Below are 17285 nucleotides of genomic sequence, written 5' to 3' on the forward strand. Positions count from 1 at the left end.
ATATCACGGATTTATTTTATGGATTTTTGCGTGGACAGGATGCGTCGCAACTGCTTGTTTGTTAAGGGGGTAAATGCTGGTGTGATTCTTGTTCTAACGATTAAATTTTGATGAAAATAAATTTTGAGTGGAAATTAGTTTCAACAGTAATCTTTACTGAAAGATTAAAGCTGGTGACTTAAGGCATATGAATTGGTATGTAAAAAAAAGGCGCTCCTTTCGGAGCGCCCAATCACAAGCAACTTTTACTTAAACTAGTCTTCAAAAGTGTTGAGGATACCCAGTGCCGCATCTCGCCCTTCGGCGATGGCGGTCACGACCAAATCAGAACCTCTAACCATATCTCCACCCGCAAACACTTTTGGATTACTGGTTTGAAATGGGTTATCAGCGGCTTTTGGTGCTACCACACGCCCCCATTGATCTAGGTCGATATTATGTTCTTTAAGCCACGCAGCAGGGCTGGGCTGGAAGCCAAAGGCAATGATAATAGCATCGGCGTCAAGCAGGGCTTCACTGCCTTCGATGGCCTCAGCGCGACGACGACCACTGCCATCGGCTGCCCCCATCTGTGTTTCGGCGCAGGTGATACCGCAAACTTGTCCATCTCGAGTGTTGATAGCAACAGGTTGTCGGTTAAAGAGGAAGTTAACCCCCTCTTCTTTAGCATTTTGAACTTCACGGCGTGACCCCGGCATATTGGCTTCATCACGGCGATAGGCACAAGTGACCTCTTTAGCACCTTGACGAATTGCCGTTCGAACACAATCCATCGCCGTATCACCACCGCCTAAGACAACGACCTTTTTGCCTTCTAGGCTCAGGTAAGGTGACTCGGCATCTTGTGTGCCCATGATATTGTGCGTATTACCGATAAGGTAGGGCAGGGCTTGATGTACACCCTGAGCCTCTTCACCGGGCAAGCCGGCTTTCATGGCCGTGTAGGTTCCCATACCCAGAAAAACAGCGTCATAGTCATTGACTAGGTCTTCAAATGAAAGATCTTGGCCTATGGTCACGCCAAGCTTAAATTCAATGCCCATACCCTCAAGTACATGACGACGGGTTACCATGACTGATTTATCTAGCTTAAATGCAGGGATCCCGTAGGTAAGCAGTCCACCGATTTCAGGGTTTTTGTCGAAGACTACGGCTTGTACACCATTACGGGCCAAAATATCGGCACAACCAAGACCCGCTGGACCCGCGCCGACAATTGCCACTCGCTCTTTTCTGGCTGTGACCTTGCTTAAGTCTGGGCGCCAGCCTTGTGCTATGGCTGTGTCGGTAATATATTTCTCTACATTACCGATCGTCACAGCACCAAAATCTTCATTTAGGGTACAAGCGCCTTCACAGAGTCTATCTTGTGGACAAACTCGACCACAAATCTCCGGCAGGGTATTGGTTTCGTGTACTAGATCTGCAGCTTCTAAAATACGTCCCTGTTGAGCCAGTTTAAGCCAATTGGGAATGTAGTTATGCAGTGGGCATTTCCACTCACAATAAGGATTACCACAATCTAAACAGCGATCTGACTGCTCCTTGACCTGAGATTGGGCGAAGGGCTGGTAAATTTCGATAAATTGCGTAGCACGCTTATTAACTGGATGTTTAACGGGATCTTTACGATCAACCTCGATAAATTGAAAATCATTGCTCATGTGAAGTTACCCCGCTACCACTGAAAGTTCTGGCTGTGACTGTTCTAATCTCAATAGATCGGATATCGCAACGCTCTTTGGTTTGACTAACACAAAGCAGTCGAGCCAGTTTTCAAAATCATTTAATAACAACTTAGCGTGTTCACTACCCGTTTCAGCCAAGTGTTCCTCAATAAGGCTCTTGAGGTGGTTTTGATGAATGGGAGATTCAAGTTTTTGAGTATCCACTAACTCGGTGTTGACTCGTCGATTGAAGCGACCAAAGCGATCAAATACATAGGCGAATCCACCTGTCATACCTGCACCAAAGTTAACCCCCGTTTTACCCAGTACCACAACAATCCCCCCCGTCATGTACTCACAACCGTTATCTCCTAAGCCCTCAACGACAGCGGTTGCCCCTGAGTTTCGAACGCCAAAACGTTCACCAGCGATACCTGCAGCAAATAACTTCCCGCCAGAGGCACCATACAAACAGGTATTGCCTATGATGGATGAGCGCTCACTCTGGAAGTTGCTCCCTAGCGGAGGATGAATAGTTATTTTACCGCCAGACATGCCCTTACCGACATAATCGTTACCGTCACCACAAAGCGTTAATTCTATTCCCGGGCTATTCCACACACCAAAGCTCTGTCCGGCGCTACCATTAAATTGCAGTTTAATTGGCGCCTTAGCACCATCTTTACCCACTGTTGTTGCCACGAAACCGGAAAGCGCAGCACCCACTGAGCGATCAATGTTACTGATATTAAAGCGAGCGGAGAAGGTTTCACCTTGTTCTACCGCTTGCTTAGTTTTCTCCAAAATTTTAAGGTTTAACTCGCCCACATCGGAAGGGGGGTTAAGCTCTCTCCAAGTCACTGCACTGCCTTCTGGTACTTCAGGCTTGTATAAGATAGGCGTTAAGTCGAGACCGTTTTGTTTGAGTGTGTCACCGTCGAGTGCGTGTAGCCAATCACTGCGGCCAACAAGTTGCTCAAATTCGGTCACACCTAAAGCTGCCATCTGTTCACGAATTTCTTCTGCTACAAACTCAAAGTAGGTCATTACACGCTCAGGTAGCCCGTGATAATGCTCATTTCTGAGTTGTTTATTCTGTGTCGCGATACCCGTCGCACAGTTATTTAGGTGACAAATACGTAAGTATTTACATCCGAGTGCAATCATGGGCACGGTCCCAAAACCGAAACTTTCAGCGCCTAAAAGCGCAGCCTTGATCACATCGCGGCCAGTCTTTAAGCCACCATCTACCTGCAGACGTATCTTATGTCTCAAGCCATTTTGAACCAGAGACTGATGAACTTCTGCGAGGCCTAACTCCCACGGGCTCCCCGCGTATTTAACCGAGGTGATAGGGCTAGCACCTGTACCGCCGTCATAGCCTGAGATCGTGATCATATCGGCATAAGCTTTAGCCACGCCTGTTGCTATGGTACCCACTCCAGGCTCTGACACTAACTTCACTGAGATGAGAGCCTTGGGGTTAATCTGCTTAAGATCGAATATGAGCTGAGCGAGATCTTCAATCGAGTAGATGTCATGATGAGGGGGGGGCGATATGAGCGTCACCCCGGGACGTGCGTTACGCAGTCCGGCTATTTCAACGCTGACTTTATCACCCGGAAGCTGACCGCCTTCACCAGGTTTTGCCCCTTGTGCTATCTTGATCTGCAGTACTTCTGCATTGACTAGGTAATGGGCTGTTACACCAAAACGACCCGATGCTATCTGTTTTATCTTAGAGTTACGCTCTGAATTAAATCGTTTTGGATCTTCTCCACCTTCACCCGAGTTGGAGCGTCCGCCTAAGCGGTTCATGGCGATGGCGAGCGCTTCGTGGGCTTCTGGACTCAAGGCGCCAATACTCATCGCAGCGCTATCAAATCTTGAATACAGATCGGTAGCAGACTCAACCGTATCGAGATCGACTGGAGATAGCTCACCTTTAACTTCGATAAGATCTCTTAAGGTTGCTACTGGGCGCTTATCAACTAACTCTGTGAAACGCTTATAAGTTGGGTAATCCCGATCTCGGAGGCTTTGCTGAAGTGTGTTGACCACATCTGGATTAAAGCTGTGATATTCACCACCTTCAACATATTTAAGTAAGCCGCCTTGACTGAGTGGCTGGTGAGCCTGGAAGGCGACTTTATGCAGTTTGAGCTGATCTTGCTCAAGTAAGTGGAAGTTAGCGCCTTCAATACGGCTAATCACTCCTTTGAAGCAAAGCTCAACGACATCAGAGGTAAGGCCTATTGCTTCAAACTGTTGACTACAACGATATGAGCCAACCGTGCTGATCCCCATTTTAGACATGATCTTTCTCAGACCCTTATCTATTCCATGGCGGAAGTTAAGCATCAACAGGCTAGTGTTGCTGATGTCGTTTTTCTTCGCCAATGAGCAGATAGATTCATAGGCGAGATAGGGGTAAATGGCTGTTGCGCCAAAACCGAGCAAAACGGCAAAGTGATGTGGATCTCGGGCCGTCGCCGTTTCAACAATGATGTTGGTATCACAGCGAAGGCTTTTATCGACTAGGACTTGTTGCACTGCCCCAACAGCCATTGCTGCGGGTATGACTTGTTTAGATTTATCCGTTGCTCTGTCTGATAACACCAACAAGGTCGTACCTGTACGTGCTAAGCGTTCAGATTCATCGCAAATGCGTCTGATGGCCTGCTCTAAGCCTTCAGACAGATCATAATTAAGATCTATGGTACTGGCTCGATAATAGGTTGAATCCAACGCCATAAGCTGATTGAAATCGCTATACAGCAACACAGGGGAATTAAACATGACACGGTATGCATGCCCCGTGGTTTCATTAAATAAATTCTGCTCACGGCCAACACAGGTTGACAGAGACATCACATGCTTTTCACGCAATGGATCTATAGGGGGATTCGTGACTTGGGCGAACTTTTGTCTGAAGTAGTCGTAAATGGTACGAGATTTTTTAGACAGTACGGCCATAGGGGTGTCATCACCCATAGAGCCAGTGGCTTCCTCTCCTTTTTTGGCTAAGACCCAAATGACGTCTTGCAGCTCCTCACGGGAGTAACCGAACTGTTTATGATATTGCAGCAGTTGCGCATCACTGAACTCTCTAACACCTTGTGCCTCATTGGGCATCTCTTCTGCTGGGGTCAGTATTCGGCTATTTTTAGCCATCCACTCTTTGTATGGATGACGACGTTTTAAGTCATTATCAATTTCGAATGAAGAATATAATTGACCGTTTAATGTGTCTAGAACCAGAAGTTCACCTGGGCCTACACGGCCTTTTTCAACAACTTCATCCGGGGCATAATCCCAGATGCCTATCTCTGAAGCCAGCGTCAGAATACGGTCTTTGGTGATAACATAACGTGATGGGCGTAATCCGTTACGGTCTACGGCGCATGCTACATGCCTGCCATTCGTCATGACGATACCGGCTGGACCATCCCAGGGTTCCATATGCATGGAGTTAAAGTCGTAGAAGGCTTTAAGTTCATCATCCATTTCAGGATTGCTTTGCCATGCTGGTGGGATCAACAGACGCATGGCTCGATACAGATCCATGCCGCCAGCGAGAAGCATTTCAAGCATGTTATCTAAAGAAGAAGAGTCAGATCCTGTCTCGTTAACAAAAGGTGCTGCTTGTTGAAGATCTGGTAAAAGAGGCGCATTAAACTTATAGGCTCGAGCGCGTGCCCATTGGCGGTTACCTGTGATGGTGTTGATTTCACCGTTATGCGCCAAATATCTAAAAGGTTGAGCTAAAGGCCATTTTGGAGAGGTATTGGTCGAGAATCTTTGGTGGAACAGGCAAATAGAACTTTGAAGACGGATATCGGCTAAATCTAAATAGAACTCAGGCAGATCCGCCGGCATCATCAAGCCTTTATAGACGATAACCTGACCAGATAGGCTAGCAACATAGAACTCTTTATCATGGGTGAGTTGTTGCTCTAAACGACGTCGAGCCATATAGAGACGGCGTTCTAAATCTTTTTCGCGCCAACCAATGGGTGAGTTTATCAGCGCTTGGTATATCTGTGGTTGGCTAGCTTTACCTATGGGTCCGAGAATATCTGGATCTACCGGTACTTTTCTCCAGCCAGCGATACTGAGGGTTTCTTTTTCTAACTCTCGCTCTAAAAGCTGTTTAGCGTGTCCTGCTAATTCATCATCTTGGTTAAGGAAGAACATTCCCACGGCAAATTTACGGCTAAGATGCCAGTTATTTTCGGCTGCTATGGCTTCGAAAAATTTAACTGGCAATTGCATTAGTAAACCACAGCCATCACCAGTGCGCCCATCGGCTGCAATACCACCGCGATGTTTCATTCGGTCTAGTCCATGGATAGCCGTTCTTACTATTCGATGGCTAGGTTCACCGTCCATTTGGGCTATTAGGCCAAAACCACAATTATCTCGCTCGAAACTGGGGTGATATAAGCTCATACACAAACTCCATAAACAAAACAAAAATACAACTCGGGAACTTGTTGTTATTTATATGCACCCGAACGATCCAAATTACCCCTTGAAAGCGCAAAGGTCAAACCGAATGATTGCATAAAGTGTGACTGTTAACGGGTGTTTAATACAGAATTAACAACTGCCTTACGTTAACGTTAACTGGTGATTGCTCTATATAACCTTCTGAATAAAAAGAATTTTAGTATTTGGCGTGTTTAGAGTTTACTAAAGTGTAACAAAGTTGGCCTTTGCTTCCATATTGTGGAAAGTGATTTTTTTTGCACATACAGTGAATTTTCATCAGTTTTAGTCATGATTGTTTATGCACTTACAGTGATTCAAGTATCAAAATATGTATAAAATTGCAGTTTATGCATTTGTATCCACATTTATCCTTTTTTCAGTGCTTACTGCTGGATAACTTTCTATTGTTTGATATAGCACCGTATTTGCGGTAGGGGAATGATTTAAAATAGCGCGAGTTTAAACAATAGAGAGTACTCAGTGGGACTTGATAAATACGTCAATACATTCGGTGTTGCCTGTAAAAAGCAGTTTGGTGAAAAGCTAAAAAAATTGACGATAGATGCCAAGTTTACCTGTCCTAATCGTGACGGAACTCTGGGTAAAGGGGGATGTACTTATTGTAATGTAGCTTCTTTTAGCTATGAACATGGCACAGAGCTTTCTATCGCTGATCAGCTTAAGCAAGGCAGAGAGAGGGTTGCAGGTAGGACATCTAAATATATCGCATATTTTCAAGCCTATACCAGTACCTATGATGAGTATCTAGTACTAAAAGCAAAGTATGATGAGGCAATACGAGATTCAGATATTGTTGGCCTTTGTGTCGGTACTCGACCAGATTGCGTGTCTGATGAGGTGATTGAGCTACTTGTAAGCTATCAAAAACAAGGGATTGAAGTCTGGCTTGAGCTCGGCTTACAGTCGGCGAATGACAAAACCTTAAAAAAGATAAATAGAGGCCATAGCTTTGATGATTACCTGGATACTGTTTCTAGGGCAAGGGCGAAAGGACTAAAAGTCTGTACCCATTTGATAATGGGATTGCCTGGTGAAAGTCATCAAGATTACTTGAACTCTCTTCAATCTATACTTAATGCTGGAGTCGATGGCTTAAAGTTACATCCCTTACATATTGTCGAGGGTAGCACGATGGCAAAGGCGTGGAAGAGTGATCGAATTAAACTACTGACCCTCGAGGAATATGCCTACAGTGTAGGAGAACTTATTCGGTTTACACCAAAAGATATAATATTTCATAGGGTTACGGCATATGCTAAGAAACCTATGTTATTGGCTCCTGATTGGTGTGCTCATAAGTGGGATGGACTTGTTGCTATTGTGAATGATTTGAAAGCCAAAGGCGGTCAAGGGAGCTACTTGAATTAAAAGGTAAACTTGCCATAAAGAGCTGGTTTATTAGATAAATAGCAATTATTTTTAATAAAAAGTTAATAAGTGGTTAAAAAGTGATAGTTTTTACTGACATATCGCTCAATTAGTTGCACCAGCAATTATAGCGGGTATTATGTTGTAAATAGTCTTTAATACAGTCAAATTTTTGAGAGGTGCCCGAAGATGGCAACAGCTGAAATCGAATCAATATTGGATCTTAATACACTTGAGCAGTACTGTAGCGCTATTGGCGCAGGTACTTTATTGAAAAGTGTCGTCTTATTTGAGCAGCTAATGCCAGAGTATGTGGGCAACCTAGTGAATGCTAAGGAAGCTGAAGATAAAGATACCCTATGCTCTGAAGCACATAAATTTAAAGGTGCTGCGGGTTCTGTTGGTTTGAAGCGCATCCAGCAGTTTGCACAATTACTTCAACACGGTGAAGAAGCTACTTGGGCTGCTGAACACGATGTTTGGCTACAAGCGATCGTTGACAATGCAAGTCAAGATCTTGCAGAGCTTAAACAGTATCTAGAAGCAAAAGCATAAACCTATGTTTTTCTTTAATGCCTGACTCTAATGTCGGGCAAATAAAAACCCTAATGTGTTAAGTCCATTAGGGTTTTTTTTATCTCTTTTTATGGTTCAGGCTTGCTCTTTGAGCATATAGGGCTTGTTGACTGCAACTTCGAATCTATTCCGTCCTAGGCTTTTTGCCCTATAGAGGGCTTCATCAGCCATAGTCAATAAATGTAATGTATCTAAATTTGTTTGATGAGAGGTAGAAGATACACCCTGGCTAATGGTGATACAGATGTCTCCATGTGTGGTTGAAATTGGCTTACAACTTACTGCCTGGCTAACTTGCTCTGCGATATGAGTCGCGCCCTGAATATGTGTATTTGGCAGTAAGATCACAAACTCTTCACCACCATATCGACAAATTGCGTCTGCAGGACGGTTGAGCGCATAGTAAAAACGCTTGGCTACTGCTTTTAACACCTCATCACCGACTTGATGACCATAGCTATCATTAACGGATTTGAAATGATCTAGATCGATAAGGATAAGGCTAATCGTCGTATTTTCTCTAGCACTTCTGGCCAGTTCTAAATGATATTTTTCATCAAAAAACTGTCTATTTTTCAGTCCAGTTAAGAAGTCTATGGCATTTTTTTCCTGAAGTAGCCGATAGTTCAACTCAAGCTGTTTAAATTTTAATAGCAATTTAGGCATATCCTGAGCTTTTGAAGCTGTATTTGATCTCGTTGAATGGTGTAAGCAATGTATCTGCGTATAAGTAAAACCAAGAATACAGCTGCCTAAAACGGGTAGATAAAGCAGTATTTTATCTGTCAGGCTGGCACTATCTTGAAGTAAATAGCAAAACATGCCAATAAACAAACAGATGCCCAAGTGGCAAAGGCTTAGGCTGTTGACGTGTCTTGTTAGCGTATAGCAGCAGTATAGAATTAAACATGTTGAAGTGATGAGTATATACATGGGTAATATATGTGAGCTTAAGGGGAGTAATTCGAGTGTGCGGGCTAATGACAAGAACAAGCCAATGAGTATCGCTGAAGTTATTAATTTTAAAGTGGTTGATTGAGAGCCTTGTTTTCGCTCCTCTTGGGATTTTTTTATTTTGGTTAAGCAGAGCATGGTCAAATTTAGGAAAAAATAACTCAATGCGTTAATGATGAAGGGCTGCGAGAGTGACTCAATAAAGCCAATTGCGCAAATAAGAGAAGCCGATAAAAACATTGGAGTTAAAAACATCCAAACACTAAGGCCTTTAGCAAACATAAACGTGAAAGTGTGTAGCAATAAAATTGATACTATTGCCCCCCAAGCTAAAGCTGAATATTGACTAAATTGGGCTAATCGATAGGTTAACCATTCATTAGACCAAAGCTGAGTGGGTAACTGTGATGGGTCTGTATAAAGCAACTCAATGTGTTGATTGGGAGCGATGAGTAGTTGCTGCAGTTGTAGCTTGATTGGCCAGTAAATCATACTGCTTGTTAGCTCTGTTACTGTACCATTTTCAGTTTTTAGAACTTTAGCGAGTGGGTTAGAAATAAATTGGGCTGGGGTTGTTAGCGTCCATATATGTGTTCTGTCAGAATTATTCTTAAGTATTAAAACCTTCTGTCCACTTATTAATGTCCTCTGTTGATCAGAGACAAGCATGTTCGTTGGACTCCGTTGTTGCACGGCAGTCGTTTCAAACAGAAGTGAAACGGGCATCATCCTGTTTCTTTCTGAAAGCTCGACCTGTGCGACCGCAGAAAATGCAGTGAATATGAATACGAATAATGTAAAAGCTAGCCTCATTCCCTGAGTATTCCCTTGTGTAAGCAGGTATGAGTATAGATAGGCTTTCGATAATGACCACTTTTTAGAGGTTTAAGTCGGTTTGCTCACATTCTGACGGCGAAGTCTAACGGTAAATCTATAGATATATGGTACAGTCAAATAGGATAATTTGATAAATACTGTAGATGGTAATCGATTTTATGAAACACTTACCCAGTTTGAAGAACCTTTTTTATTTGGTTAACTTGTACCAAGAGCAGAACTTCAATCGAGCTGCAAAGAAGTGCTTTGTTAGCCAATCGACACTCTCTAGTGGAATTCAAAATTTAGAGGAACAGTTAGGTCACCAATTGATTGAACGTGATCATAAATCTTTTATTTTTACCGCTGTTGGTGAAGAAGTTGTTGAACGCTCGAGAAAATTGCTCACCGATGTGGACGATTTAGTTGAACTCGTTAAGCATCAGGGTGAACCTATGACAGGGGCAATACGTCTTGGTTGTATTCCTACCATAGCGCCATTTTTACTGAGCCGAGTCGTTAAACATTGTCAGCAAGCTTATCCTGATCTGACACTGCTTTTGAAAGAAGACACTACGGAACGATTATTAGATGCATTAGGTAAAGGTGAGTTAGATCTGCTATTACTGGCTTTACCTGTTGATACTAGTGGCTATCACAGTATGAAAGTAGGCATAGATCCGTTTAAGTTAGTCGTTCATGAAGAGTTGACAGATATGATACATGAACCTTTAGACTATCAGTCCTTACCCGATGAAAGTATCTTCTTGTTGCAGGCTGAGCATTGTATTACCGGTCATGCTATTAGTGCGTGTCAATTAGCGAATAGCGCAAAGGTTAACCCGTTTGCAGCAACGAGTCTGCACACGTTAGTTCAGATGGTTAATAGTAAGTTAGGCACAACTTTTTTGCCTCAAATGGCAATCGATGCCGGAATATTAAATGATACTGAATTGACGATAATGCAACCTCCTGGAGAAGCACCATATAGAGACATAGGTCTGGTCTGGCGTCAAACATCAAGCCGGATTGTAACCTTCAGAACGCTGGGGTTAGCCATTGAGAATATTTTAGAGCAGGGATAGGCTAACTAGTAGCTAATAACGTCATTGAGTATAACCACTTAATGACGTTATTTTGGTTTGGGCTCTACGCTAAATACTTCAGTAGAGTGTTGTTTGCCTTTGAGTTTTATAGGCCCTAAACTCTTGAGAATATATTCGCTATTATCACTGTCAACCCGCGACTCTAGTGAGCCAGATATCAACATTCTTTGACCCAGAGGATTACACTGATCTTGTAGCCTGGCTAATGTATTTAGCACGTCACTAAAGAAACTAATCTCTTGTTTCTGAACGCCAACAACTGCTGCGACAACCTGACCACAGTGCGCTGCAGCCTTAAACTTAGGTACGAAGCCATATTGCTCTTCAAAGTACTTTCTTTGCCAGTTGAGTTGTTGACTAAATTCATAGTAAATATTAAAGCTGCGATCATTTTGGATCCCATACTCTAATGGCCAATGAATGAGAACCGCGTCTCCCATATAGCGATAAATTTCAGCCTCATTGTTGACGACTGTATCTGATAATAAGCTAAAGCTATCTTGAATTAAGCGGCTAAAACGATAATCACCTAGAGATTCAGCATGCGCTGTCGAAGCAACCATATCTAAATAAAGAAATAATCTTTGTTCATACCTAGGTTTATGGTATTTGCCTAACCCAATATTTAGCAAGACACGGGGGCCAACTAATAATGCCATCTGCTCTATAAAGGCTAAACCCACTCTGACCGCTACAAGGTAAACAATTAAAGCCTGAAATGAAGGACTATATAGAATGTGGGCCGTTAGCATCTGTCTTAACGTGGCCATGTGGTTTTCGATTGCCCACATATTTAAGAATTGGGTGATATAGGCTAATGTGGTTGCACCTAATAGCAGGAATAGGCCTTTGAAAATCACCGAGAACAGATAAGGAAGCCTATTGATGGCACTGAAGTCTGCAATTAGATTCGACATCCAATGTAAGCTGCCAAAAATGATCCCCATATAGATAGCAAGGGTAGCAAGGTCTGCAGTTCCGACGGCCCACTGTGGCAGCTCCGGAGCTTGGGCATATCTAAAGAACACAAATGCTGCCATGGCGATACACCAGGCTGAAATCGCAAAAATGAGTTTTTTTGCTTGTATACGTGCTCTCACGGTATCAGGTCAATCCTAATGCGGCAGGTTATTCAGGATGCGCTAGTTTATAGAAGATGACCCTATAATTTCCAGTAGTATTTGTGATCTTGGTCAAATGAAGTTGATATCGTGGGTAATTTAGTTAAAAAAACGAGATAGTATCGCCTGAGTAAAAGAAATTTTGAGATAAAAGCCTCTAGGGTTGGTTAATTCCTTGATACCATCCTTGCCAATACTTTGAGTAACCGAGCGACTATTTGCGCCTTTAGGGCGCAATTGTAATACCTCTCCATGCCTCGCTGTCAGTTGTTGAACTTCTCCTATGGCGATAAATTCCATGATCTCTTCCCAATCTTGTTTCAAAAGAGCGAGCTCATCGTCATTAGGTGACCACAGAATTGGAGTGCCAATCTGTCTTTGGGCTACGGGAATATCTCTATTACCCTGTATTGGCACCCAGAGTACCGTCTGTAATTTATGATAGACGATACTTTCCTCCCAGGTTAAGCCTTGTATGTTTATCAATGGAGCAACAGTGACATAGGTTGTTTCCATCGGCTTTCCATTGTCATCGACTGGGATTGTTTTTAATTCAATACCTAGATGTAGGAAGTCCTGTTCTGGCTTAGAACCTGCCAAAGCACCTAGTTCGTGTTCAATCAGTTGACCGATCCAGCCCTTGTCACGCTTAAGGTCTATAGGCGTAGTGATATTATGGGTGTCTGCAACTTGACCTAAAGTGAGGCCTGCCATGTCATTGGCGCGCTGCATGAGTTCTTCTACAGTTTTGGGAGAGACTGGTGCTTTCTTCATAGGACCGATTTTACCAAAGAAATAAAAAAGTTCAATATTGGCTAAAAAACGTGCCAATTCATTACTGTTAATAACTAGATGGGAATATTTTTTATAAGTGCTTAAAAAAATACAACTTATTCCATTATAAGTAAAAGGCAATTTGTTAAATTAATGCTTACTCTATCCTTGCCCTTACTTTTCTAACATAGTTATCCACAGAATCCTTGGATAACTTAATTTTTAAGCCGTGAAAACTAAATAAATCTCACTGTCAAACAATAAATCCATCTATTTATGCCGATATTTGTCTAACTTTAGGCTTTGCCTGTGAATAAACTACAAAAACTAACTTAAGAGTTATTCAAAAAACGATGCCGGTTAAAAAACAAGCTATTTGATGGGTGAGTAATTAAATGCTAAATTGATGAATTGTGATCTTGTTGTTTTTTAACAACTTTATATTGATTGGCCAAATAGTAATACACATTTACACTCGCGATTGAGATGTGATTTCAAGCTTATAAATAAGTTAGGAACAGAGATATCCACAGATTTTGTGGATATTATTGGTCGACAGAATCAATGTCTGTTGATAAAGATGCATATTTAGGTTTTTTATCCAAGGGCTCACTGATATATGGTATTTGCCGCAGCCTCGGCTTTGTGAAACAATCGTTAGATTGAAATTGTGACATATGGAGTCCATGTGATTGATAGTGACGGCTTTCGCGCGAATGTGGGCATCATTATCTGTAATCGATTTGGGCAGGTTATGTGGGCCAGACGTTTTGGTCAACATTCCTGGCAGTTTCCTCAAGGTGGCGTTGATGAAGGCGAATCACCTGAAGAGGCAATGTATAGGGAGCTATATGAAGAAGTTGGATTAAGGCCTGAACATGTTCAGATCTTAACATCGACTCGTTCTTGGTTGCGCTATAGATTACCCAAACGTTTAATTAGACAAGATAGTAAACCTGTATGTATCGGGCAGAAGCAAAAATGGTTTCTACTGCAATTAAAGAGCAGTGAATCTGCGATAAACCTTAATGCTTGTGGTCATCCAGAATTTGATGATTGGCGCTGGGTGAGTTATTGGTACCCAGTGAGACAAGTGGTGTCTTTTAAGCGAGATGTATATAGAAAGGTGATGAAGGAGTTTGCTGCTATAGCACTTCCATTCCAGACCCGGGAGTTTAATCACAGTAATAAAAGAAGAGGTCGTCGACGTTAATTGAAGCGTTTAATGGCGATATGAAGTTATGGTGCAAGTCTAAAATAAACTGAGTGGTAAACAAGGAGTTTTCTGGTGCTTAAGACCTTAAGAGATATCACACAAGCTGTAGCATCGGCCCAAAATTTCCACTCAGCTTTAGAGTTAATTGTCACTCGAACCAAAGTAGCAATGACAACCCAATGTTGTTCTATTTACCTATTAGAAGACGACAATCTTGTATTGTCCGCGACAGATGGTTTACTTCAAAGTGCTGTTGGCCAAGTAAAGATGTCTCTCAGTGAAGGTTTAGTTGGCTTAGCTGCAGAGCGTGAAGAGCCTATTAATCTAGCTGATGCTCATCAGCACCCCAGATTTAAACACTTTGATCAAGTTGAAGAGGCCAGCTTTAGGGCCTTCCTCGCCGCACCTATCGTCTATCAAAAACGGGTTTTAGGTGTGCTGGTTGTTCAGCAAGCTGATACCCGACAATTTAATGAAGGCGAAGAAGCGTTCTTGATGACGTTGGCAGCTCAACTTGCCATGGCGATAAAAAATCAACGTAAGAAAGCTGAAGCGCCTGATTTATTGCTTTTTAAAGGGATCACAGCAGCAAACGGTATCGCTATTGCTCATGCGCTTGTACTTGGTGGACAGATAGAGCTACAGCAGCCTGAAACTAAGGCCGTGGCTATAAAAGATGAAGTATCTCGTTTAATCGCAGCGATTGAAACTTGTAAAGAAACCTTATCCACGCTATCCCAGCGATTTGAAAATGAAGAAGATAACGAAGTCGTTTCAATATTTTCAGCATTACAGTCATTGTTGGATAATGCGAGTTTAGGTGGTGAATATATAAAAGAGGTCAGAGAAGGCTGGAGTGCGGTATCTGCGGTGAGCCGTGTGTCATTACGGTATATCGAGCAGTTTACTCAAATGCAAGATCTCTATTTAAAAGAGCGTGCTAGTGATATTCGGGATTTGGGGTTACGAGTTCTAAGATTATTAATTGAACCGGAAAGAATGGGGTTTGAACCCGATGTTCCCGTTATCTTAGTGACTAAGGAAGCTGATGCGACTATGCTCGCCGAATTTCCCAGACATAAATTAGTCGGTATCGTGACCGAGCAGGGTGGGGTAAATTCTCATGCCGCCATCTTAGCGAGGGCGTTAGGTGTGCCTGCAATCATTGGCGTTGAGGGAGTTCTGGCTGCTAGGATTGATAAAAAACTTCTCGTTATCAATGCTAATCGAGGTCAACTACTGGTTTCTCCATCGCCAACTTTGATTGCTGAGTATCGAAGCCTTATTTCTGCCGAAAAAGCGCTGCAAAATCAGTATTCACAAGAGTTAGGCTTGCCCGCGGAAACGATTGATGGCAAACGTATTCATCTATACCTCAATGCAGGTCTGTTGAGTAGTTTGGCTTCAGAGATCGCAGAGGGGTCGGATGGCGTAGGCTTATACCGGACTGAAATTCCCTTCATGCTACATCAAAGATTTCCGAGTGAATCCGAGCAGGTGAAAGTGTATCGACAAGTTCTCGATATTGCCTGTGGTAAGCCAGTTGTAATGAGAACACTGGATGTTGGTGGCGATAAACCTCTGTCTTATTTTCCGATAAAAGAAGAAAATCCATTTTTAGGCTGGCGCGGGATCCGCTTATCACTGGATCACCCTGAATTATTCTTAGTTCAGCTTCGGGCCATGATCCAAGCGAGTGCAGGTAGTCGTCAACTACATATTTTATTACCTATGGTGAGTAATTTAGATGAAATAGATCAATCAATTACTTACCTTGAACAAGCATTTATTGAACTTAAGAGTGATCTTGGAGATCAAATTGTCAAGCCGAAGGTTGGGATAATGATCGAAGTACCTGCACTCTTATATCAGTTGGCTGAAGTTGCAAAAAGAGTCGACTTCGTGTCTGTGGGCTCTAATGATTTGACTCAATATATGTTGGCTGTCGATCGCAATAATCCAAGAGTTAGTACCTTGTATGATTGCTATCACCCCGGTATTTTGAGAGCGTTAAAGCGAGCTCGATTTGATTGTTGGCAATATCACTTACCAGTGAGCGTTTGTGGTGAGCTTGCAGGGGAACCCATAGGTGTTATTTTACTTGTGGCTATGGGATATGATCAGCTGAGTATGAACCAAGGCAGTTTGGCTCGTATTAATTATCTGCTGCGGCGTGTGTCTCATTCTGATTTGAGTGAGTTGCTTGAAATGGCATTGACTCTGTCGAGCGGTCAAGAAGTTAGAGAGTTAATCAGAGAGTACTTCGAGTCAAGAGAACTTAGCGCAATTCTGAACTAGTTTAAGATAGTCTTAGTGTTTACCTGAGTTAGTCACTTATTATTTTTACGCCTTGGATTTTGGATGGATAGTTTGTTGCTCATTTTTCTTGTCTGCTTAGGACTCGGGGCCGTGATTGGGTTTATGGCTGGACTCTTAGGAATTGGTGGCGGCATTATTGCGGTTCCTGTTCTTTTATATCTGTTACCAAAGGCGGGTTTTGGATCTGAAATATTACCTCATGTGGCTATCGCTACTTCATTAGCGGCAATTATATTAACGTCTCTCTCTTCGGCCCGTGCTCATAACAGACAAGGTAATATACCTTGGTCACTGCTCAAGCCAATGTTACCTGGGCTAGCGATAGGCTCAATTTGTTCAGGCTTTATCTCTCAGCTCTTTAGTGCCGACTTACTGCAACAAACCTTCGCCATATTTGTCATGGTTATGGCTTTACAGATGGTGTTTCCATTTAAAGTCAGTGAGAGGGATAAGCCTTTACCCAGCACAGCTGTATTATTTACTACCTCAGTGGTGATCGCCATCATTGCGGCTCTGATGGGCATTGGCGGTGGAATACTACTCATTCCTTTCTTAACCTGGTGCGGCATACATATGCGTAATGCCATCGGTTTTTCATCTGTTTCGGGTCTGTTTATAGCCTTCTTCGGCAGTGCGGGCTACGTAGTGGCCGGTTGGCAAGTGACTGGAATGCCGGAAGCTACATTAGGTTATGTATATTTACCCGCTCTACTCGGCATAGTGACCACTTCTGTCCTAATGGCACCAATTGGTGCTAGAGCTGCCACATATTGGCCAGTTCCGGTGCTGCGACGGGCTTTCGCACTTTTGTTGATCCTCACAGGTCTGAAACTCGTTTTTAGTTAATGGATTA

11 protein-coding genes are annotated in these 17285 nt (G+C 42.8%); 6 read left to right on the forward strand and 5 right to left on the reverse strand.

Going from position 1 to position 17285, the window contains the following annotated elements:
- Positions 1-254 precede the first annotated feature (254 nt).
- Positions 255-1664 (reverse strand): FAD-dependent oxidoreductase, encoded by a 1410-nt coding sequence (locus FM038_RS05605; protein ID WP_195873210.1) that lies wholly within the window; start codon positions 1662-1664, stop codon positions 255-257.
- A 6-nt stretch (positions 1665-1670) separates the two neighbouring features.
- The gene (gene gltB / locus FM038_RS05610) at positions 1671-6119 is read right to left on the reverse strand and encodes a glutamate synthase large subunit (protein WP_195873211.1); all 4449 of its coding nucleotides are present in this window, start codon (positions 6117-6119) and stop codon (positions 1671-1673) included.
- Between the two features lie 522 nt (positions 6120-6641).
- Between gltB and mnmL the strand changes: the two genes are divergently transcribed.
- Together mnmL and FM038_RS05620 are read left to right on the forward strand one after the other, a co-directional pair.
- A complete protein-coding gene (mnmL, locus tag FM038_RS05615; protein WP_142872345.1) occupies positions 6642-7550 on the forward strand; it encodes a tRNA modification radical SAM protein MnmL/YtqA in 909 nt (302 codons plus the stop codon).
- Between the two features lie 189 nt (positions 7551-7739).
- Positions 7740-8105: an Hpt domain-containing protein gene (locus FM038_RS05620; protein ID WP_142872346.1), complete on the forward strand. Its 366-nt coding sequence runs from the start codon at positions 7740-7742 to the stop codon at positions 8103-8105.
- Positions 8106-8201: 96 nt separating this feature from the next.
- Here the strand turns inward: FM038_RS05620 and FM038_RS05625 are convergent, their stop codons facing one another.
- Positions 8202-9806, reverse strand: coding sequence for a GGDEF domain-containing protein (locus FM038_RS05625; RefSeq protein ID WP_223293007.1), 1605 nt, complete (start codon positions 9804-9806; stop codon positions 8202-8204).
- Between the two features lie 269 nt (positions 9807-10075).
- Here FM038_RS05625 and oxyR point away from each other — a divergent pair, with 269 nt between their 5' ends.
- The gene (gene oxyR / locus FM038_RS05630) at positions 10076-10981 is read left to right on the forward strand and encodes a hydrogen peroxide-inducible genes transcriptional activator OxyR (protein ID WP_142872349.1); all 906 of its coding nucleotides are present in this window, start codon (positions 10076-10078) and stop codon (positions 10979-10981) included.
- A 47-nt stretch (positions 10982-11028) separates the two neighbouring features.
- Here oxyR and FM038_RS05635 read toward each other — a convergent pair whose 3' ends face one another.
- Together FM038_RS05635 and mutH are read right to left on the reverse strand one after the other, a co-directional pair.
- Positions 11029-12102, reverse strand: coding sequence for an adenylate/guanylate cyclase domain-containing protein (locus FM038_RS05635; RefSeq protein WP_142872350.1), 1074 nt, complete (start codon positions 12100-12102; stop codon positions 11029-11031).
- 120 nt (positions 12103-12222) lie between these two features.
- The gene (gene mutH, locus FM038_RS05640; RefSeq protein ID WP_142872945.1) at positions 12223-12897 is read right to left on the reverse strand and encodes a DNA mismatch repair endonuclease MutH; all 675 of its coding nucleotides are present in this window, start codon (positions 12895-12897) and stop codon (positions 12223-12225) included.
- 688 nt (positions 12898-13585) lie between these two features.
- On the opposite strand from mutH, the gene rppH reads away from it, so the two are divergent.
- The 3 genes from rppH (at position 13586) to FM038_RS05655 (ending at position 17278) form a co-directional block, all read left to right on the forward strand.
- Positions 13586-14110, forward strand: coding sequence for an RNA pyrophosphohydrolase (gene rppH, locus FM038_RS05645; RefSeq protein WP_142872351.1), 525 nt, complete (start codon positions 13586-13588; stop codon positions 14108-14110).
- A 75-nt stretch (positions 14111-14185) separates the two neighbouring features.
- A complete protein-coding gene (ptsP, locus tag FM038_RS05650; protein ID WP_142872352.1) occupies positions 14186-16411 on the forward strand; it encodes a phosphoenolpyruvate--protein phosphotransferase in 2226 nt (741 codons plus the stop codon).
- Between the two features lie 63 nt (positions 16412-16474).
- Positions 16475-17278: a sulfite exporter TauE/SafE family protein gene (locus FM038_RS05655; protein WP_142872353.1), complete on the forward strand. Its 804-nt coding sequence runs from the start codon at positions 16475-16477 to the stop codon at positions 17276-17278.
- Positions 17279-17285: the final 7 nt, after the last annotated feature.

Source organism: Shewanella eurypsychrophilus (genome assembly GCF_007004545.3).
In the GTDB taxonomy this organism is placed as follows: domain Bacteria; phylum Pseudomonadota; class Gammaproteobacteria; order Enterobacterales; family Shewanellaceae; genus Shewanella; species Shewanella eurypsychrophilus.